This is a genomic window from Pseudomonas sp. 5.2 (assembly GCF_059025405.1).
In genome coordinates this window covers 674,305-693,075 of the sequence record NZ_JBYBHH010000001.1, presented here as the reverse complement: position 1 = coordinate 693,075, position 18,771 = coordinate 674,305, and the positions used below count along the sequence as shown (strand labels likewise).

At 57.6% G+C, this 18,771-nt stretch carries 23 protein-coding genes, 1 tRNA gene and 1 pseudogene; 12 read left to right on the top strand and 13 right to left on the bottom strand.

What is annotated here, in order from left to right; genetic code table 11:
- Window positions 1–142: 142 nt before the first annotated feature.
- Window positions 143–652: pseudogene (locus AC5PZ0_RS03175) on the top strand (hypothetical protein).
- Here AC5PZ0_RS03175 and AC5PZ0_RS03170 read toward each other — a convergent pair.
- Together AC5PZ0_RS03170 and AC5PZ0_RS03165 are read right to left on the bottom strand one after the other, a co-directional pair.
- Window positions 643–915, bottom strand: coding sequence for a hypothetical protein (locus tag AC5PZ0_RS03170; protein WP_493854297.1), 273 nt, complete (start codon window positions 913–915; stop codon window positions 643–645). The pseudogene AC5PZ0_RS03175 and the gene AC5PZ0_RS03170 overlap by 10 nt on opposite strands.
- 24 nt (window positions 916–939) lie before the next feature.
- The gene (locus AC5PZ0_RS03165) at window positions 940–1,665 is read right to left on the bottom strand and encodes a DUF4145 domain-containing protein (protein WP_493854296.1); all 726 of its coding nucleotides are present in this window, start codon (window positions 1,663–1,665) and stop codon (window positions 940–942) included.
- A gap of 102 nt (window positions 1,666–1,767) precedes the next feature.
- On the opposite strand from AC5PZ0_RS03165, the gene AC5PZ0_RS03160 reads away from it, so the two are divergent.
- On the top strand, window positions 1,768–2,637 hold the full coding sequence (locus AC5PZ0_RS03160; protein WP_493854295.1) for an adenine nucleotide alpha hydrolase family protein: 870 nt from the start codon (window positions 1,768–1,770) through the stop codon (window positions 2,635–2,637).
- A gap of 16 nt (window positions 2,638–2,653) precedes the next feature.
- Here AC5PZ0_RS03160 and AC5PZ0_RS03155 read toward each other — a convergent pair whose 3' ends face one another.
- Window positions 2,654–3,433, bottom strand: a complete 780-nt coding sequence (locus AC5PZ0_RS03155) for a hypothetical protein (protein ID WP_493854294.1) — start codon at window positions 3,431–3,433, stop codon at window positions 2,654–2,656.
- Between the two features lie 67 nt (window positions 3,434–3,500).
- Between AC5PZ0_RS03155 and AC5PZ0_RS03150 the strand changes: the two genes are divergently transcribed.
- The 6 genes from AC5PZ0_RS03150 to AC5PZ0_RS03125 all read left to right on the top strand — a co-directional run bounded on the left by AC5PZ0_RS03150 (window position 3,501) and on the right by AC5PZ0_RS03125 (window position 8,083).
- Window positions 3,501–5,318 carry a DNA cytosine methyltransferase gene (locus AC5PZ0_RS03150; protein WP_493854293.1) on the top strand — a complete coding sequence of 606 codons (1,818 nt, stop codon included), beginning with the start codon at window positions 3,501–3,503 and terminating at the stop codon, window positions 5,316–5,318.
- A 65-nt stretch (window positions 5,319–5,383) separates the two neighbouring features.
- Window positions 5,384–6,541 carry a RelA/SpoT domain-containing protein gene (locus AC5PZ0_RS03145; RefSeq protein WP_493854292.1) on the top strand — a complete coding sequence of 386 codons (1,158 nt, stop codon included), beginning with the start codon at window positions 5,384–5,386 and terminating at the stop codon, window positions 6,539–6,541.
- A gap of 249 nt (window positions 6,542–6,790) precedes the next feature.
- A complete protein-coding gene (locus AC5PZ0_RS03140; RefSeq protein WP_493854291.1) occupies window positions 6,791–6,979 on the top strand; it encodes a hypothetical protein in 189 nt (62 codons plus the stop codon).
- Window positions 6,976–7,284: a hypothetical protein gene (locus AC5PZ0_RS03135; protein WP_493854290.1), complete on the top strand. Its 309-nt coding sequence runs from the start codon at window positions 6,976–6,978 to the stop codon at window positions 7,282–7,284. Before AC5PZ0_RS03140 ends, AC5PZ0_RS03135 begins: the two co-directional genes overlap by 4 nt.
- The gene (locus AC5PZ0_RS03130; protein WP_414193146.1) at window positions 7,281–7,676 is read left to right on the top strand and encodes a hypothetical protein; all 396 of its coding nucleotides are present in this window, start codon (window positions 7,281–7,283) and stop codon (window positions 7,674–7,676) included. The genes AC5PZ0_RS03135 and AC5PZ0_RS03130 overlap by 4 nt, the downstream gene beginning before the upstream one ends.
- A complete protein-coding gene (locus AC5PZ0_RS03125; RefSeq protein ID WP_493854289.1) occupies window positions 7,673–8,083 on the top strand; it encodes a phage protein NinX family protein in 411 nt (136 codons plus the stop codon). Before AC5PZ0_RS03130 ends, AC5PZ0_RS03125 begins: the two co-directional genes overlap by 4 nt.
- Window positions 8,084–8,365: 282 nt before the next feature.
- Here the strand turns inward: AC5PZ0_RS03125 and AC5PZ0_RS03120 are convergent, their stop codons facing one another.
- Window positions 8,366–8,551, bottom strand: a complete 186-nt coding sequence (locus tag AC5PZ0_RS03120) for a hypothetical protein (RefSeq protein WP_275751519.1) — start codon at window positions 8,549–8,551, stop codon at window positions 8,366–8,368.
- Window positions 8,552–8,819: 268 nt separating this feature from the next.
- Between AC5PZ0_RS03120 and AC5PZ0_RS03115 the strand changes: the two genes are divergently transcribed.
- Genes AC5PZ0_RS03115 through AC5PZ0_RS03105 form a run of 3 tightly spaced genes read left to right on the top strand, consistent with a single transcriptional unit; the run spans window position 8,820 to window position 10,481 of the window.
- On the top strand, window positions 8,820–8,996 hold the full coding sequence (locus AC5PZ0_RS03115) for a hypothetical protein (RefSeq protein WP_493854288.1): 177 nt from the start codon (window positions 8,820–8,822) through the stop codon (window positions 8,994–8,996).
- A gap of 28 nt (window positions 8,997–9,024) precedes the next feature.
- The gene (locus AC5PZ0_RS03110) at window positions 9,025–9,429 is read left to right on the top strand and encodes a hypothetical protein (RefSeq protein ID WP_493854287.1); all 405 of its coding nucleotides are present in this window, start codon (window positions 9,025–9,027) and stop codon (window positions 9,427–9,429) included.
- Window positions 9,315–10,481, top strand: coding sequence for a tyrosine-type recombinase/integrase (locus AC5PZ0_RS03105; RefSeq protein WP_493854385.1), 1,167 nt, complete (start codon window positions 9,315–9,317; stop codon window positions 10,479–10,481). The genes AC5PZ0_RS03110 and AC5PZ0_RS03105 overlap by 115 nt, the downstream gene beginning before the upstream one ends.
- A 79-nt stretch (window positions 10,482–10,560) precedes the next feature.
- Here the strand turns inward: AC5PZ0_RS03105 and AC5PZ0_RS03100 are convergent.
- From AC5PZ0_RS03100 to thrS, 9 genes are all read right to left on the bottom strand, one after another.
- Window positions 10,561–10,637 (bottom strand) — tRNA-Pro (locus tag AC5PZ0_RS03100).
- A 99-nt stretch (window positions 10,638–10,736) separates the two neighbouring features.
- A complete protein-coding gene (locus AC5PZ0_RS03095) occupies window positions 10,737–11,093 on the bottom strand; it encodes a MerR family transcriptional regulator (RefSeq protein WP_008100384.1) in 357 nt (118 codons plus the stop codon).
- Window positions 11,074–11,376: an integration host factor subunit alpha gene (ihfA, locus tag AC5PZ0_RS03090; RefSeq protein ID WP_003250679.1), complete on the bottom strand. Its 303-nt coding sequence runs from the start codon at window positions 11,374–11,376 to the stop codon at window positions 11,074–11,076. The genes AC5PZ0_RS03095 and ihfA overlap by 20 nt, the downstream gene beginning before the upstream one ends.
- Before the next feature lie 4 nt (window positions 11,377–11,380).
- On the bottom strand, window positions 11,381–13,762 hold the full coding sequence (gene pheT, locus AC5PZ0_RS03085) for a phenylalanine--tRNA ligase subunit beta (RefSeq protein ID WP_493854286.1): 2,382 nt from the start codon (window positions 13,760–13,762) through the stop codon (window positions 11,381–11,383).
- A gap of 33 nt (window positions 13,763–13,795) precedes the next feature.
- The gene (pheS, locus tag AC5PZ0_RS03080; RefSeq protein ID WP_027596148.1) at window positions 13,796–14,812 is read right to left on the bottom strand and encodes a phenylalanine--tRNA ligase subunit alpha; all 1,017 of its coding nucleotides are present in this window, start codon (window positions 14,810–14,812) and stop codon (window positions 13,796–13,798) included.
- A 109-nt stretch (window positions 14,813–14,921) separates the two neighbouring features.
- Entirely contained in the window at window positions 14,922–15,278 is a 357-nt protein-coding gene (gene rplT, locus AC5PZ0_RS03075; RefSeq protein ID WP_003250671.1) for a 50S ribosomal protein L20, read from the bottom strand.
- A 28-nt stretch (window positions 15,279–15,306) separates the two neighbouring features.
- Window positions 15,307–15,501 (bottom strand): 50S ribosomal protein L35, encoded by a 195-nt coding sequence (gene rpmI, locus AC5PZ0_RS03070; RefSeq protein WP_008100408.1) that lies wholly within the window; start codon window positions 15,499–15,501, stop codon window positions 15,307–15,309.
- Window positions 15,502–15,561: 60 nt separating this feature from the next.
- Entirely contained in the window at window positions 15,562–16,113 is a 552-nt protein-coding gene (infC, locus tag AC5PZ0_RS03065; protein ID WP_016487884.1) for a translation initiation factor IF-3, read from the bottom strand.
- Window positions 16,113–18,035, bottom strand: coding sequence for a threonine--tRNA ligase (thrS, locus tag AC5PZ0_RS03060; protein WP_493854285.1), 1,923 nt, complete (start codon window positions 18,033–18,035; stop codon window positions 16,113–16,115). Before thrS ends, infC begins: the two co-directional genes overlap by 1 nt.
- 334 nt (window positions 18,036–18,369) lie before the next feature.
- Here thrS and AC5PZ0_RS03055 point away from each other — a divergent pair, with 334 nt between their 5' ends.
- Complete coding sequence (locus tag AC5PZ0_RS03055) at window positions 18,370–18,672, top strand: hypothetical protein (protein WP_027596146.1); 303 nt, start codon at window positions 18,370–18,372, stop codon at window positions 18,670–18,672.
- Window positions 18,673–18,771: the final 99 nt, after the last annotated feature.

Here is an 18,771-nt window from a genome sequence, read left to right as displayed (position 1 = left end):
TCGATAGCGCCTGGTGGCTCGCGGGCTGGCATGACTGCGATATGGAGTTATCCCATGAACCGAAAAATCCGCCGATCGCTGCAACTGCACAGGCGGCGTGAACAGTTCAACCTACCGCCCAGCGGATTGAAAGAGGTGCCGTATGGCGATGACTCAGCAAGAGCGGGACGAGAAGCGCCGCGCCAAGGCCGAGCGCCTGCAGGAAGAAGACCTGCGCTTGAAGGTTCGACCAGGGACTAAACAGGCCCTGCTGGAGCTGATGGAGTGGGCCGGTATCGAGGAGCAGGGCGAGGCGATGACGCTGATGATTCATCACGTCGAGGCGCTCGGCCATCACGCGCTGTTTAGGATCGCGCGCCACGAAATAGAAGGTCATCGGGTTGTGGCGCGGACTGAACCGTTGAGGCTTTCAGCCAGGAAGCGAACGGGCCAGCACCTGCGCGCGATCTGCGGATGGGCTGACGCCACATAAAGCCAGATGATCGAGGCGCTGATCCATGGAATTCACGCCCTGGGCAGGCTGCACTCGGCGAAGTTTCTCGCCCCGCCGCGACATGAGATCAGCATCTCACCGCGCCTGGCCCTGGCCTTCGACCGGAAGAGCATGCTGATGATTCAGCAGGATCCAGGGGATGAAGTGATCTATCCGTAGCGGAAGAAAACAAGCGCTGCTACCAGTAAAAAACCAACAAGGACAACACCGGCGACAATTTTCTCAAAGTCCTCTTTATCTGCCGCGTCCTGAGCTGCCTTTTTCTGCATGTATACCATCTTGCCCGCCATGACTCGCCTCGGGTTCTTGAGTTCGTCAGGCTTGCTTGAACGCCCCATCGCTTCTCCTAAATCCGGCCCCATGCCGGCCACCCGTAATACCCCATTCAAAACCAAATTGCCACCATACCTTAGCCAGCCCACGATCGCCAAAGCACCTGTAACTAGCTACTGGCCTGGAAGAACGGGGAGAGTCTGCAAAGGGTGATGATCTGCATCTACAAACGTGTCCTCTACCCTTTTAGGCATTACATAGGTACCAACCAGTATGTATTCAACGATCTCTAGAGCCAACGACAACTGGTCCCTAGAATGCGCCTCTGCTTCATGAGCAGACTTATTACCCAAGAGTCTTATCTTGTGAAGCGCCGCGAGACCTTCTTTAGTAACCAGAGATCTTTTATGCAGATCATCGAGTTTTTTGTATAAATCCCTACCATCAGCCTTAACATCCTTACAAATCGCATCTAATATTGCCCGTACTCCTATACCGGCGACGATCGACAGATCGTTCTCTATAGCGGATTTGGTCTCATTGTATAACTGAGAAATCCTATAGGGCACGTATCTTCGATCAAACCCCTTCAGCCCAGTCGATCGCCCCGGATAAAACTTCACAGTCTCGACATCATACCGACCGTCCTCATCATAATCGTAGTCTTCCGAATTTGATGAGATCGTGCGAAATGAAACGAGGTCACAGCCGACGCACTGAATAATCTGACTAACACAATTCCAATAGTAGTGGTTATGAGAATCAGTTTCATCAGCGCCATCTTCAACATAAGCAGCCGCGATCCGGTGATTGGTTTCACGGCAACATTGCCGACAATCGATCTTGTGCAAAGACTGATCTTGTGCTGCCAGTCTGTACTCGTACTTACGCTCACCCACAACCTGCTCCCCATCCGGCTCCGTGCCGGGCGAATCATAACTACCCCACTTCAACAAATAACGCCACCTCGGCGATGGCGGCGCCTGCAATGGAGATTGCCCATGAACCCCTACCAGATCACGGGGCCGGCGCAGATTGGCGTCAGTGGTGGCCGCACCAGCGGTCACATGCTCTGGAAAATACTGGAGGCCCACGGCGGCAAGCTACCGGCAGACGTGCACGCCTTCTTCCAGAACACCGGCAAGGAGCGCGAGGAGACGCTGGTCTTCATCGACGCCATGGCTAAGCACTGGGGCGTCAACATCGTCTGGATGGAGTGGTGCCGAGTGTACGGCCAGCCGGATGACGCGCCCTGGTACAAGATCGTCGACTTCGAGACGGCCAGCCGCAACGGCGAGCCCTTCACCATGATGCTGGAGTACTACCAGGCATACCGAAAGGCAGAGAAGAATCTGCCGGCGGTGCTGCCGAACTTCAGCAACAACATGTGCACCGCCTACCTCAAGGTGAAGATCGGCGAGAAGCACATGCGCGCCCTGGGCTACGACGAATGGGACTGCATCGTCGGCATCCGCTACGACGAGCCTCGCCGCTACAGCCGGATGATGACCGCCAACGAGCGCGGCAACGCCCGATGGGACAGCGTTTGCCCATCCTACGTCGCCGGCATCATCAAAGAGGACGTGGCCGCCTTCTGGGCCGAACAGTCTTTCGACCTGGGCATGGATTCGGACTACGGCAACTGCGACCTATGCTGGAAAAAGAACGAGGCCAAGCTGATCAGGACCATTCAGGAAGATCCATCCCGGGTGATCTGGTGGTCCGGCACCGAAGAGCGGTTTGGCCAGGTGTTCCGGCAAGACCGCCCCAATTATCGGTCGCTGGCCTGGTCAGCGGACCAGCGCGCCAGGCAGGGGGATTTCGATTTCGACTACACCTCAGAGGATATAGATTGCTTCTGCGGTGATTGAGGCGTGACCTTCACAACTAGGCTGGTCGCGGCTCTCTAACGCGATGTATTACATAGTGTTCAGAATGTCCCGCATCGACCCTATCAAAAAAACTCAGGTAGTGATCTTCAAATGGATGCCGGTCCATCAGAAGCGGTTCAATGCGTTCATGACCGCAGAACGAAAGTAGATGATTCAAAACCTCCCCTAAGAGGAATACCGGCCTCGCTGGAGTTCTTGAAAACTGGGTCTGAATTGGGTCGGTTTTAACAAACAAGTACAGTTCAGGCTCTATATCATCTAGGCGCGGAAAAGCAAAATGCATGCTGTCACTTAAGTTCGAGCACTCAATGATCCAGCGAACAAGCGCTAAGTCGCTTGGCGCTTGACCTGTAATCAAAACCAACTCAGCGTAGCTGGATCGCCACTCATTAACAACATCCAAGTTACCTATCGTATCGAAGGACCTGCCAGAATAATGATTAGCGGGAAACAGCATCCTATACAGGTCGTTTTTTCTAAAAAAAACAACTTTCAATTCTGACGCCACATAATCTATGAGCTCAAAAAAATCTTTACGGTGACTCATATAAAGCTGCGCCCTAGCAAAATACTTACTATCATCCGCCGACGCCTTCGAAATATTTGCAGCCTTCCAAGACGCGTATGCAGCGAAAGCGGCAGCTATAGCTGACACTCCGCCTACAAAGTCAGCTACTGAAACTTCTTTCTTCCAAGTAAACTCAGGAACAACATTAAACCAAACCCCACCCGCTAGAAACAACAGCAGACATCCCGCCCACACCATACGATCCATTTTACATCCCCCTAACCACAATCCTGACGATTATGCCGAGATATAGAGCTCTCGGCGAGGACCGCACATGTCTGCATTTCAGAAAAAGAACCCGCTCGACTTCAAAACCCAGTACGGCCTTGGCTTCGACCCTCAGGACGACGAGATCGTGGTGGACTTCTTCTGCGGTGGCGGCGGCGCCGGTACCGGGCTGGAAATGGGACTGGGCCGCCCGGTGACCGTGGCCAAGAACCACAGCCCCGCGGCCATCAGCATGCACACCGCCAATCACCCTGCGGCGCGCCACTTCACTACCGACGTGTTCGAGGGTGACCCGGACGAAGAATGCCAGGGCCGCGCCGTGGGCTGGTTCCACATGAGCCCCGACTGTACGCACCACAGCCAGGCCGCCGGCGGGCAGCCGCGCAAACGCGAGATCCGCAACCTGTCGTGGATCGGCTTAAAGTGGGCCGGCAAGAAGAAGCCGCGGGTGATCAGCCTGGAGAACGTGAAGCAGATTTTGCAGTGGGGCCCGCTGTTGGCGAAGCGCGACAAGGCCACTGGCCGGGTGATGAAGCTGGACGGCACCGTGGCCGCCGTCGGCGAGCGCGTACCAGTGCAACAGCAGTTCTTGGTGCCCGACCCGAAGCGGCGCGGCATCACCTGGCGCAGGTTCGTGCATTTGCTCGAAGGCATGGGCTACCAGGTGGCATGGCAGATCATCAAGGCCTGCGACTTCGGCGCACCCACCAGCCGGGAACGCCTGTTCATGATCGCCCGTTGCGATGGCCAGCCAATTGTGTGGCCAGAGCCAACCCACGTTAAGAGCCCGGCCAAGGGCCAGCAGAAGTGGCGCACCGCCGCCGACTGCATCGATTGGAGCGTGCCGAGCAAGAGCATCTTCGGCCGCAAGAAGGCGTTGGCCGATGCCACGCTGCGCCGTGTGGCTAAGGGCATGAAGAAGTTTGTGCTGGATAACCCGCAACCCTTCATCGTGCCGATCGCGAACTGGTCGGGCGAGCTAGCCCAGTCGGCTGATGAGCCGCTGCGCACCGTCACCTCCTGGCCGCGTGGCGGATCCTTCGCCGTGGCAAGCCCAGTGATTCTTCCAGCAACGCACCAGGGCGCCGACCGTGTGAACAACCCGCGCGATCCGCTGCCAACGGTAACTGCAGCCAATCGTGGCGAACTGATGATGGCCAGCCCAGTGATGATCGGGGCCGGTGGGCCTGTGTATGCCGGCAAGCCTGCGCCAGCTGATCAACCAGTGGGCACGCTAATGACGCAGAATCACCGCGCCCTGGTCACTGCATTCATCGAACAGGCCAACGGCGGCTTCAACGCCACCCCGGCCAAGGGTGCAGACGAACCGCTGACCACGGTCACCAACACCGGCAGCCAGCAGCGCCTCGTAACGGCCAGCCTGGCCACGCTCCGCCGCAACTGCGTAGGACGGGCAGCAGATGAGCCGGTACCGACCATGACCGCCGGCGCCGAGCATCACGCCCTGGTCGAGTACAAGCTATCGCCAGAGCACGAGGAAGGCGCCCTACGCGTCGCCGCGTTCCTGATCAGCTACTACGGAACCGAAAACATCAGCGCCTGCGACTCGCCAGCGCCCACGGTGACCACCAAAGACCGCCTAGGCCTGGTCACCGTGTTCGTGAAGGGAGCGCCCTATGTGATCGTCGACATCTGCCTGCGGATGCTGCAGCCGCACGAGCTCTACCGCGCTCAAGGCTTCCCTGCCAGCTACATCATCGACAAAGGCGCCGACGGCAAGCCGTTCACCAAGACTGAGCAGGTTCACATGTGCGGCAATAGTGTGAGTCCACCGCCTATGGCTGCATTGGCGAGAGCCAATGACCCCTGGCTGCGTCAACGCTTTCAGTCCGCAGCAGCTTAAGCCCTGTAACAAAATCTAAAATTGAAGCATTATGCTTTCGCCAACAAAACTTGCAGGAATAGAGCATGGACAACTCTCTTGATTCGTTTTTGAGCTCTCAGAACATCAGTACGGACGAATGGGATATGGCTCGTATTGATTGGGATTTACTCTACGCCATCGCCATAGACCACATTGATCGATCTGAGGATCTGCGAGCAACAGCGAGCTACTTCGCGTCTGCATTCCAAGCAACCCCAGGGGTGCATTCCGTACGCTGGCGCATTAAAGATCCTGAGCACCTACTGGCGAAAATCATTAGAAAAAGAATTGAAAAGTCAGAAAAATACGAGAGCATCAACCTCGATAATTATAACAGCATCATAACCGACCTAATCGGAGTCCGCGTACTACATTTATTCAAGCATGAGTACGAGGGCATAGACCAGGCAATTCGTGCAAAATGGAACCTGCATGAATCTCCGCCTATTCACTACATACGCACCGGAGACACAACTCCAGATAATTTCAAAAAAGACTTATTTGACGAAAAACCCCATCCAGCTGGCTACAGATCCATCCACTATGTCTTGAGGACGCAGCCAACAATTCGTGAAAACTTGGTAGAGGTTCAGGTACGGACAATATTTGAAGAAGGCTGGAGCGAAATTGACCACAAGATTAGATACCCTAATTTTTCGGACAATCCGTTAGTTGTATACTTTCTGACTATTTTTAACAGGATGGCCGGGAGCGCTGATGAGATGGGAACGTTCGTTAAAAATCTATCGTTAGCCATGAGCATCAACGATCTGCAGGTCGCAAAACTCACTGAAGAGCGCGATCAGACCCTTCTGAAGATGAGCCTTCTAGTTGAAGAGCTTGCTCAAGCCAAAGACACTGGCGAAAGCTACAAAGAAACAATTGCAAAACTCCAAAGCGACTTGCAACAACTCAAAACAAACTCGGACCGAGATGCCACCTCCAAGTCATCAAAATGGTCGTCCAGCCTTATCGACATAAATTCGATAAGCGAGGACATTCGAAAAACCACGTTATCATTCCCCTCTCTAGCAGACATCCAACTTAACTCTTCCGAACAACTTATCAAGTTTGCGCAAGACATTAGTAAAAGCACCCAGCTTCAGAACGAAATAATAGCCAATACACTTAAACACACCAAATCCTACATCAGCAAAAAATCCTCAAAGGAAAATGAGGACAAAGATAAAGACGAGCAATAAATTTATATATTGACAGAAAGTTTTAAATGACTAGCCAGATCAACACCCTATAACTAATGGCGACCAGCAGTTGTGCGGGTCGCCTAAGCGAAAATGAATCAACATTTCTGAAATCACTCCGATTTTGCTTTAACACCATCATTAAGCCGGGACTTCCCCCAATGTCGGCCAGGCTTTAGCGACCTCCTCCAAGACCTGCCAACAAACCCCCTCTATTCACTGCCGCGATATGGCGGCCAAGGATCTGCCGTGGGCAAAACAATCATCATGACCGGGAAAGCGGTCGTGAACTTCCGCAAGGTCATGAAAAACGTACCTGACGATGAGGTCCAGGACCTGGTGAGCATGAACGACACCCGGGAAGACCAGATCACCGAAGACGACCTACTCGACATCGAGTGGATTCATGACGACGTAGCCATCGAGGTGAAGGAATGACCCGCCTCGCCCTCTGCCTCCTGCTGCTGGCCACCGGCGCCAGCGCAGCAACTCCCGATGCAGAAATTCGCCGGGTTGAGCGTGAAGACATGAGCTTTGGCGATGGCGTGACAGTCATTCACGACGATCGCCGAGAGGTTACGTGCTGGGTCGCAAGTAGCTGGTACGGGAAAGGCATCAGCTGCATCCCCGACAGCCAGCTGCAGGCCGGCAACGAGCGCCAGCTCTCCCCGCACGAAACCCAACCCGAACCTACACCCGCTACGGCGCCTGGGCGCTGTATTGATGAGAGGTATCAGCTGTGAGCAAAGCCGCCCGCAAAGATGTTCTGGACGAAATGACCAAGGAAGACTTGGTGGACTGGATCAGGTCGCAGCACTTTTTCATCAAGCCCAAGAAGAGCGATGTTCTGTACCTGCGCTGGCATCGGCAATCAGCCGCCGTTATCGATGAGATGGAGAAGGAAAACCGCGCACTTGATCACCTCGACTTCGGAGAGCGTGATCGCCTGGCCAAGCAATTCAACGCCTCAAAAGACCCGAATGAGCGCCTTCGGCTGATCGAGAAGATCGAGCCATATGACAAGGCCATGAGGGACCATCTGAGCCGCTCCGAGGCGATTAACCGCAAGCAGAAGCGAGTGGATGCCCTTTACGAGCAGATCGATGTGGAGCGTCGGAAGGAGCAGCGGGCATGACCGACTTGATCAGCGTGAGGGTTTCCAACCTGATCGGCGCGCCCCTGGACTGGGCGGTGGCCATGGCCGAAGGCTACAAGCAGGACACCGAGAACCACCTGACGATTATCAGTCCCCGGGGCGTCTTCACCAGCGTGAGCATTCGCGGCGCATCCGAAGGCTTCGGGTTTCGACCATCCACTAACTGGGACCAGGGCGGCCCGCTGATCGACAAGCACAATGGCGGTCTGCACTACGAGGCCCACCTGGCTGATGAAGCCTTCCGATACAGCTCCGGCCCGGGAAGGTCCGGATTCTGGTGCTATGGCCCAACTGCGCTAATTGCCTTCTGTCGAGGCCTGGTCAAAGCCAAGCTCGGCGATACCGTCCAGGTGCCGAAGGAACTGGTCGCGTCCGCAACCCATTAATGCGGACGCCCAAGCTCGAACTACCTTACTTTCTTCAGAGGATTCTGAAGAAGAGCGGCATCAAGCATTGCTTGAACTTCGTCCCTCTCGTTCTTCCTGTGCTGGACCTGCACCCTATCCAAAGCCGGCCCCTTTTTTTTGCTACTAGGATCGGAATCGTCGTATTCCGGAAAATCCTCGAAAAAGTCCACCCAATCATTCACTTCAAGATCCCTCAAGTTATGGTGAGGGGTGGATTAAAAGCGCTATTGCAGCCAAAAGCAAAGCCGCATCCCCTAAAACTCAAGCCCGCCGACGCACCGCCAAGAAGTGCGTCGCAGCCAGCAACACCCCCGGTATAGCCAAGCCAAGGCCGCTGTATATGAATGCAGGCTGTTTTGACAGCAGACCGCCCATTACAAACCCGATACCAGTGGGTATCAGTGTGACCGCTACGTAGCCGAACGGCTTCCTGGTTTCCTTGCCCATATCACCTCTCCTTTAGAGCTCCAATTTAATCACATGAGCCCGCCGACATGCGCGGGCGAGGATGACCTATGTCCGATAACACCGTGAAGTGCAGCAGGTGCCGCAACCAGCACAAGGAGAGCGAGCGCGTGCTCGCTCCCTGCAAATGGCTCAAGGGCGCCAGCACCATGGTGTGCCCTCGCTGCCGGTGCACCAGCTATTACCGCGTAGAGCCTGCCCCGGCAGCGTGACCACGAAACAGCCGCCGCCGGCGGCGTGGAGATTATCCATGAACCTGATCGACTGCTACGTCACGAAGATCCTCGGCGAGCCGTACCGCAAGTTCGGCGCCTGGTGGGTCGACGTCGAATACAACAGCTGGGGCAGCGTGAGCACCACCCGGCTCATGCTCCGCACCGAGGAAGCCGCCCGCGCGGCGCAGGTCGGGCACAAATTCACGGCCTGATCTGGCCGCCTAGCCTGGAGATCACCACATGACAGCAGCCAGCGCGGCACAGCCCGCGCCTGCCCTGCCGCGCATTCTCCGCGCCGGCAAGGCCCCCGCCTATCTCGGCATGAGCCGCGCCGAGTTCAACAAGACCGTCAGGCCCTACGTCAGCGAGTTCCCCATCGGCGAGCGCGGTATCGGCTTCGACCGGCAGGAGCTCGACGCCTGGGCAACTGACTACATCCTGACCACAGCAATTGCGAAACAAGGCGCCAAGGGAACAGAATCCCCCTGCAGCGAGCGCCAGGTTGGAGGAAGTACATGGCGCGAAAAACCATCACGGGCCTCTCGCAGAGGAACGGAATCTGGCACATCGACAAGAGGGTCAACGGTGAGCGACTTTACGAAAGCACTGGCGCTCGCGAAAGGGAAGAAGCGGAGCGCTACCTGATATTCCGGCTGGAGCAGTTGCGGCAGCGGAAGATCTACGGCGTCAAGCAGGTCAGGTTGTGGCGAGAGGCCGCCACGAAGTACCTGGTGGATTTTGCCGACCAGCCATCAATCTGGCTGACCGCCACCTATCTGGAGCAGCTTGATCCGTACATCGGCCACCTTCCCGTCAGTCACGTAGATGACGGGACGCTGGCTCAGTACATCAAGGACCGGAAGATGCCAGGGAAGACGAAAACCGGGAAGATCAAGCCGGGCGCATCGAACAGGACTATCAACATCGCCTTGCAGCGAGTGGTCAGGGTTCTGAACTTGTGCGCCAGGAAGTGGCGGGACTCCGAGCAGCGTCCGTGGCTGGACAACGTGCCGATGATCTCGATGTTGGAGGAGAAACGGTCAGCGCGGAAACCCTACCCGATGTCATGGGAAGAGCAGGCGCTGCTTTTTGCGGAACTGCCGGACCACCTGCACAAGATGGCCCTGTTCAAGGTGAACACGGGCTGCCGGGAGCAGGAGGTGTGCAAGCTTCGCTGGGATTGGGAGATTCATGTGCCCGAGATCGACGCTACCGTGTTCCTGATCCCTGCCGACTTCGGTGGTCGAACGGAGAAGTCCGGGGTCAAGAACGGCGACGAGAGGCTGGTGGTGCTGAACAGCGTTGCCAGGTTGATCGTCAACCGGCAGCGAGGGATCAGCAAGGAATGGGTATTCCCATACCACGATGAGACGCCGATGCATCGAATGAACGACTCGGCATGGAAGAAGGCCAGGGCCAGGGCGGCCAAGGTTTGGCAGGAGAAGAACCTGAGGCCAGCGCACGACGGGTTCGCATCGTTCCGTGTGCACGATCTCAAACACACGTTCGGTCGGCGACTGAAGGCTGCAGGTGTTTCGGAGGAAGATCGAAAGGCGCTGCTCGGACACAAGAACGGCAGCATCACCAGTCACTACTCTGGCGCAGAGATCGGTCAACTGATCGAGGCAGCCAACAAGGTGTCCGCAACCGATTCGCGCGGACCGGTACTTACGATGCTGACCAGGAGGAAGGCATGAAAAACGGAGAAGTCACGCAAAAGTCACGCAAATGAAAAAGGCCAATGCTCTGAACATTGGCCTTTCCCATTGGGATTATTGGTCGGGACGGAGTGATTCGAACACTCGACCCCTTGCACCCCATGCAAGTGCGCTACCGGGCTGCGCTACGCCCCGACTCTATTCTCGATACCGCTGAGAACGTTGAAGAATCTACCCTAACCTTTTGATAAATGAAAGCTTTTTCTCAAAAAAATTTCCATTCGTCGGAGCAAATCACTTCTTCAACACCACCAACACATCCTCCAACTCAACAATCATCTGCCGAATCAGCTGCTTGTACTGGCTTGACTCATCCTTCACCTCATCACTGGAGAGCCGCAACCGCGCCCCGCCAATGGTGAACCCCTGGTCATACAGCAGCGCTCGAATCTGGCGGATCATCAGCACGTCCTGGCGCTGGTAATACCGCCGATTCCCCCGCCGCTTTACGGGGTTCAACTGAGGGAACTCCTGCTCCCAATACCGCAGCACGTGCGGCTTTACCGCGCAAAGCTCGCTGACTTCACCAATGGTGAAGTAGCGTTTGCCCGGTATGGGGGGCAGTTCGTCGTTATGGCTTGGTTCCAGCATAGGCCTCTACCCGGGCCTTCAACTTCTGCCCTGGACGAAAGGTGACGACGCGGCGAGCGGTGATCGGGATCTCTTCCCCTGTCTTGGGGTTGCGGCCCGGCCGCTGGCGTTTGTCGCGAAGGTCGAAGTTGCCGAAACCGGACAGCTTGACCTGCTCGTTCTCTTCAAGTGCGTGCCGAATTTCTTCGAAAAACAGCTCGACCAACTCCTTGGCCTCACGCTTGTTAAGCCCCAGCTCCTCGTACAGCCTTTCGGCCATCTCAGCTTTCGTCAGAGCACCCATGCCGTTATTTCCTTAACGTGGTGTTCAACCTTTGTTCGAGCGAGGTGAGGATATTTTGCAGGGTAATGTTCACCTCATCGTCGTTAAGAGTGCGCGATGGATGCTGCCAGGTCAAGCCGACGGCCAGGCTTTTTCTATCAGGATCAATGCCTTTACCTTGGTAGACATCAAACAGCCTGAGGTCTGTGAGCCATTCGCCTGCATTGTCACGAATTAATTCAAGCACCGCGTTAGAAGCTACATCACGTCCTGCAATCAACGCCAGGTCACGACGGGTTTCTGGGAACTTGGACAGTTCGCTGAACTTCGGCAGGCGGCCTTCGACCACGTCACCCAATACCAGCTCGAACAGGAACACAGGGCGATCCAGGCCCAGGGCTTTGGCAAGCTCGGGGTGAATGGCGCCGAGGTGGCCGACGGGCTTGCCGTCGCGCTCGATGAGGGCGGTTTGGCCTGGGTGCAGGGCGGGGTGTTTGCCGGCGCTGAAGGTGAAGTCGCTCAGCGCGCCGGAATAACCCAGCAGGGCTTCCACGTCGGCTTTGACGTCGAAGAAGTCGATGCCGTCGCGGCCGTTGGCCCAGCCTTCTGGCAGGCGGCTGCCGGTGACGACGCCGGCGATCATCGGTTGCTGCTCGAGGTTACCGAGCTGGCCGACGAAGCGCAGGCCGCTTTCGAACAGGCGTACGCGGTCTTGCTGGCGGTTGAGGTTGTGCTGCAGCGCCTTGACCAGGCCCGGCCACAGGGACGCGCGCATGGCGGCCATGTCGCTGGAGATGGGGTTGGCCAGCAGCAGGGGCTCGACGCCAGGGGTGAACAGCTCGAACAACTTCGGGTCGATGAAGCTGTAGGTGATGGCTTCCTGGTAGCCGCGGGCGACCAGCAGGCGGCGCAGGTTCGGCAGGTCACCGCGGGTTTCCGGCTTGCCCTGGGGCGCGAGGCGCGCCTGTGGGTAGCGGACCGGCAGGTTGTTGTAGCCGTACAGGCGGGCCAGCTCTTCGATCAGGTCGACTTCCAGGCTGATGTCGAAGCGGTGGCTTGGGACGTTGACGGTCCACTGCCCTGCCCCGTTCGCCGTGGTGGTCAGTTCCAGGGCGTTGAGCAGTTGCTCGACCTGGGCGGCTTCCAGCTCCATGCCAAGCATCTGGGTGATGCGTTCGGCGCGCAGGGTTACCGGGGCGACGTTGGGCAGGTGCTGTTCGCTGACGGCTTCGACGATCGGGCCGGCTTCGCCGCCGACGATTTCCAGGATCAGCGCGGTGGCGCGTTCCATGGCTTCGCGGGCCAGCTGCGAGTCGACCCCGCGCTCGTAGCGGTGCGAGGCATCGGTGTGCAGGCCGTAGGAACGGGCCTTGCCAGCGACGGAGATCGGCTCGAAGAAGGCGCTTTCAAGGAACAGGTCGCGGGTTTTTTCGGTGTTGACGCCGCTGTGCTCGCCACCCATGACGCCGGCAATGGCCAGGGCGCGGGTGTGGTCGGCGATGACCAGGGTATCGGCACGCAGGGCGACCTCCTGGCCGTCGAGCAGGACGAGTTTTTCGCCCTCTTCAGCCATGCGGACGCGGATGCCGCCGTTGATTTCGGCGAGGTCGAAGGCGTGCATCGGCTGGCCGAGTTCGAGCATCACGTAGTTGGTGATGTCGACGGCAGCGTCGATGCTGCGCACGTCACTGCGGCGCAGGCGTTCGACCATCCACAGCGGGGTCGGCTTGGACAGGTCGACGTTGCGGATGACGCGGCCCAGGTAGCGTGGGCAGGCAGCCGGGGCAGTCACTTCGACCGGACGCACTTCGTCGTGGGCAGCCGGTACAGCCGGGACGACTGGGCGGGTGACCGGGACGTTGTACAGGGCGCTGACATCGCGGGCCAGGCCGGCCAGGGACAGGCAGTCGCCGCGGTTCGGGGTCAGGCCGATTTCGATGCTGGCGTCGTCCAGGCTCAGGTACTGGCGAATGTCTTCGCCAACCGGGGCGTCAGCCGCCAGTTCCAGCAGGCCGTCGTTTTCTTCGCTGATCTGCAGCTCGGCCGCCGAGCACAGCATGCCGAACGACTCGACGCCGCGCAGCTTGGCCTTCTTGATCTTGAAGTCACCTGGCAGTTCGGCACCGATCATGGCGAACGGGATCTTGATGCCCGGGCGCGCATTGGGGGCGCCGCAGACAACCTGGAAGGTTTCCTGGCCGTTGCTGACCTGGCAGACGCGCAGCTTGTCGGCGTCCGGGTGTTGCTCGGTGGCGAGGATTTCGCCCACGACGATGCCGCTGAACTGGCCGGCAGCGGGGGTCACGCTGTCGACTTCGAGGCCGGCCATGGACAGGCGGGCGACCAGTTCGTCACGGGAGACTTGCGGGTTTACCCAACCGCGCAGCCACTGTTCACTGAATTTCATGCTGTTCTCCTGAAAGTTGCGTCGGGCATTGACCTAGCGGAATTGCGCGAGGAAGCGCAGGTCGTTGTCGAAGAACAGACGCAAATCGTTGACGCCGTAGCGCAGCATGGCCAGGCGCTCGGCGCCCATGCCGAAGGCGAAGCCCTGGAATTCTTCAGGGTCGATGCCGGACATGCGCAGCACGTTCGGGTGGACCATGCCGCATCCCATGACTTCGAGCCAGCCGGTCTGCTTGCAGACGCGGCAGCCTTTGCCAGAACACATCACGCACTGGATATCGACTTCAGCGGACGGCTCGGTGAAGGGGAAGAACGACGGGCGGAAGCGCACAGCCAGTTCTTTTTCGAAGAAGACGCGCAGGAATTCTTCGATGGTGCCCTTGAGGTCGGCGAAGTTGATATCGCGATCGATCAGCAGGCCTTCGACCTGGTGGAACATCGGCGAGTGGGTGATATCCGAGTCGCAGCGGTAGACGCGGCCCGGGCAGACAATGCGAATGGGCGGCTGGCTGGACTCCATGGTCCGCACCTGCACCGGCGAGGTGTGGGTGCGCAGCAGCATGTTGGCATTGAAATAGAAGGTGTCGTGCATCGCCCGCGCCGGGTGGTGGCCGGGGATGTTGAGCGCTTCGAAGTTGTGGTAGTCGTCTTCGACCTCTGGGCCTTCGGCAATGCCGTAGCCGATGTGGGTGAAGAACTGCTCGATGCGCTCGAGTGTACGGGTGATCGGGTGCAGGCCACCGGTGGTCTGGCCACGGCCTGGCAGGGTGACGTCAATGCATTCGGCAGCCAGGCGAGCGCTGAGCTCGGCTTCTTCATAGGCGGCCTTGCGTGCGTTGAGCACCTCGGTGACGCGTTCCTTGGCATCGTTAATCAGCGCGCCGACTTTCGGCCGCTCTTCGGCTGGCAGGTTGCCCAGGGTCTTCATCACCTGGGTCAGCTCGCCTTTCTTGCCGAGATATTGAACCCGGATCTGTTCCAGGGCATTGATGTCTTCAGCGCGCTCTACGGCCTCAAGGGCTTGGGAGACCAGCGCATCCAGGTTTTCCATGTACAGACTCCAGATACGAAAATAGGGGAAGAGCTTTGAAGGCTCTTCCCCTATCGATGACGTTCAATGCCCGGCGACGCTAGCGCCGCCGGGTGATTGTCGCGGGTACTTAAGCCAGAACGGCTTTAGCTTTCTCGACAATCGCAGCAAACGCCGCTTTTTCGTTCACTGCCAGATCGGCCAGAACCTTACGGTCGATTTCGATCGACGCCTTTTTCAGGCCAGCAATCAGACGGCTGTAAGACAGACCGTTGGTGCGGGCACCGGCGTTGATACGAGCGATCCACAGTGCGCGGAACTGACGCTTCTTCTGGCGACGGTCACGGTAGGCGTATTGACCGGCCTTGATGACAGCCTGCTTGGCTACGCGGAATACGCGCGAGCGTGCACCGTAGTAACCTTTAGCCAGTTTCAGAATTTTTTTGTGACGCTTACGAGCGATAACGCCGCGCTTTACACGAGCCATGAGTAACTTCCTCTATCTTTGACCAGAATTAACGAACGCGCAGCATGCGCGCGACTTTCGCGACGTCAGACGGGTGCAGCAAGCTGCTACCACGCAGTTGACGCTTACGCTTGGTCGACATTTTGGTCAGGATGTGGCTCTTGAAAGCGTGCTTGTGCTTGAAGCCCGAAGCTGTTTTCAGGAAACGCTTCGCAGCACCGCTCTTGGTTTTCATTTTTGGCATGTTGGAACTCCGCATTCGATAAAATTACACATAATCATCAGGCCTGCCGTGCCCGGGAGATTACTTCTTTTTCTTGGGGGCGATGACCATCATAAGCTGGCGTCCTTCCATCTTAGGATGCTGCTCAACGGTGCCGTATTCAAGCAGGTCATTTTCAACCCGCTTCAACAGCTCCATGCCCAGCTCCTGGTGGGCCATCTCACGACCACGGAATCTCAGAGAGATCTTGGCCTTGTCCCCATCGGTAAGGAAACGTACCAGGTTGCGTAGTTTTACCTGGTAATCCCCATCCTCCGTCCCTGGACGAAACTTGATTTCTTTGATCTGGATCTGCTTCTGGTTTTTCTTGGCTTCGTTAGCCTGCTTCTTCTTTTCGAAGAGGTGCTTGCCGTAGTCCATGACCTTGCAGACCGGCGGTACCGCGTCTGCAGAGATTTCCACCAGATCCAGCTTCGCTTCATCAGCGATACGCAGCGCTTCATCAATCGAGACGATGCCAACCTGCTCGCCGTCTGCGCCAATTAACCGAACCTCGCGGGCCGAGATATTCTCGTTGATCGGGGCCTTCGGTACAGCACGTTTATCGTTTCTCATTTCACGCTTAATAGTCATTACTCCGATTCTTGGCGACCACGCCGGGAAACCGCTTGTGTCAGGAGCTCAGCGAATTGCGCGACGGGCATGGAGCCCAGGTCTGCGCCTTCGCGAGTACGCACAGCGACGGTTTGCGTTTCGACTTCGCGGTCCCCTATAACCAAAAGGTACGGGACCTTGAGCAAAGTATGCTCGCGGATTTTAAAGCCGATCTTCTCATTTCTCAAGTCCGACTTGGCACGGAAACCGCTACCGTTCAGAGATTTCTCAACCTCAAGGGCGAAATCGGCCTGTTTGTCGGTGATATTCATGACCACTGCCTGGGTCGGCGCCAGCCATGCCGGGAACACACCCGCGTAATGCTCGATGAGCATGCCGATGAAGCGTTCGAACGAACCGAGGATGGCGCGGTGCAGCATTACCGGGCGCTTGCGGCTGTTGTCTTCGGCGATGTAGCTGGCGTCCAGACGCTCTGGCAGGTTCGGATCGTACTGCAGGGTACCACACTGCCAGTTACGGCCGAGGCAGTCGCGCAGGGTAAATTCGATCTTCGGACCGTAGAACGCGCCCTCGCCCGGCTGGTATTCCCACTCCAGGCCAGATTCGTTCAGGGCATCGGCCAGGGCGCCCTCGGCGCGGTCCCACAGCTCTTCAGAGCCCACGCGCTTGGCTGGGCGGGTCGAGAGCTTCATGGCGATGTCGCTGAAACCGAAGTCCTTGTAGACGTCCAGGGTCAGCTTGATGAAGTCGGCGGCTTCTTTCTTCACCTGATCTTCGGTGCAGAAGATGTGCGCGTCGTCCTGGGTGAAGCCACGTACACGCATGATGCCGTGCAGGGCGCCGGACGGCTCATTACGGTGGCAAGCACCGAACTCGGCCAGGCGCATCGGCAGGTCGCGGTACGACTTCAGGCCCTGGTTGAACACCTGCACGTGGCACGGGCAGTTCATCGGCTTGACCGCGTAGTCACGGTTTTCCGACGACGTGGTGAACATGTTCTCGGCGTAGTTGGACCAGTGGCCGGAACGCTCCCACAGAATACGGTCAACAACCTGCGGGGTCTTGATTTCTAGGTAGTTGTTGTCGCGCTGAACCTTGCGCATGTACTGCTCGAGCACCTGATAGACGGTCCAGCCGTCCGGGTGCCAGAACACCATGCCTGGGGCTTCTTCCTGCAGGTGGAAGAGGTCGAGCTGCTTGCCGATCTTGCGGTGGTCGCGTTTTTCGGCTTCTTCGATGCGCTGGATATAGGCGGCCAGCTGCTTCTTGTCGGCCCAGGCGGTGCCGTAGACGCGTTGCAGCTGCTCGTTCTTGGCATCGCCGCGCCAGTAGGCGCCGGACAACTTGGTCAGCTTGAATGCCTTGAGGAAGCGCGTGTTCGGCACGTGCGGGCCACGGCACATGTCGACGTATTCTTCGTGGTAGTACAGGCCCATGGCCTGTTCATCCGGCATGTCTTCGACCAGGCGCAGCTTGTAGTCTTCGCCACGGGCCTTGAACACGTCGATGACTTCGGCGCGCGGGGTCATCTTCTTGACGACGTCGTAATCCTTCTCGATCAGCTGCAGCATGCGCTTTTCGATGGCGGCCATGTCTTCTGGGGTGAAGGGGCGCTCATAGGCGATGTCGTAATAGAAGCCTTCGTCGATCACCGGGCCGATCACCATCTTGGCGGTCGGGTACAGCTGTTTCACCGCGTGGCCGATCAAGTGGGCGCACGAGTGACGGATGATCTCCAGTCCCTCTTCATCTTTAGGGGTGATGATCTGCAGGGTGGCGTCGCGGGTGATCAGGTCGCAGGCGTCGACCAGCTTGCCGTCGACCTTGCCGGCCAGGGTGGCCTTGGCCAGACCGGCACCAATGGAGGCGGCGACGTCGGCTACGGATACGGCGTGATCAAACGAACGTTGACTGCCATCGGGAAGAGTAATAGTGGGCATGGCGCCTCCTCTCCTAGTGGTGACCCCTACCAAAGGTCACGTGGGTTGGGATGAGCCAGTACAAGATCCGCGCTGTCTTTCTCAAGAGAAAGCCTGCCTCACAGTGGCAGAAGCCTTTCGGCTTACCAGGGGCGAACCAGAGTGACTGGAAGGTAAAAAACAGGTGAGCTGCACGTTGTCAGCTACAAGCCGAGCATGCTAGCACGCGGGGTTGGGCACGATGCAGAAATATTTGGAAATTACACAACCGGGGTGAACTTACGCGGAAAAATTCCTATCAGACTTTGGGAAGCATCCTACTCTTGATGAGACCTAAACCAAGGAGTGTCTGGTTATGAGATTTCCGTCTCTTCTGGCCCTGAGCGTTGCTGGCGCCCTGCTGCTGCCGGTTGCGGCCAACGCGGGTTCGTTCCCGGCTGGCGCGAAGCAAAACTACATGTCCCAGTGCATCGAGGCCGCCACCGCCCAGGGCCTGGACGCCAAGGCGGCGCAGCAGCACTGCAGCTGTGGCGCAACGGCTATTGAAAAGAATTTCAGCGATGAGCAGATCAAGGACCTAGACAGCAAGGATGGCGTTGACGCCAAGCTGATGCAGAAAGCACAAACGGTTGTGCAGCAAGCATGCATGAAGGGCTGAAACCATAAAGCCGCGATTCGACACCCATTGTTTGCGCTGGATCAACATCTGGCGAACGTAAAAGGCGCTAGATGCGCAGAATTAGACTATGATGTTGCC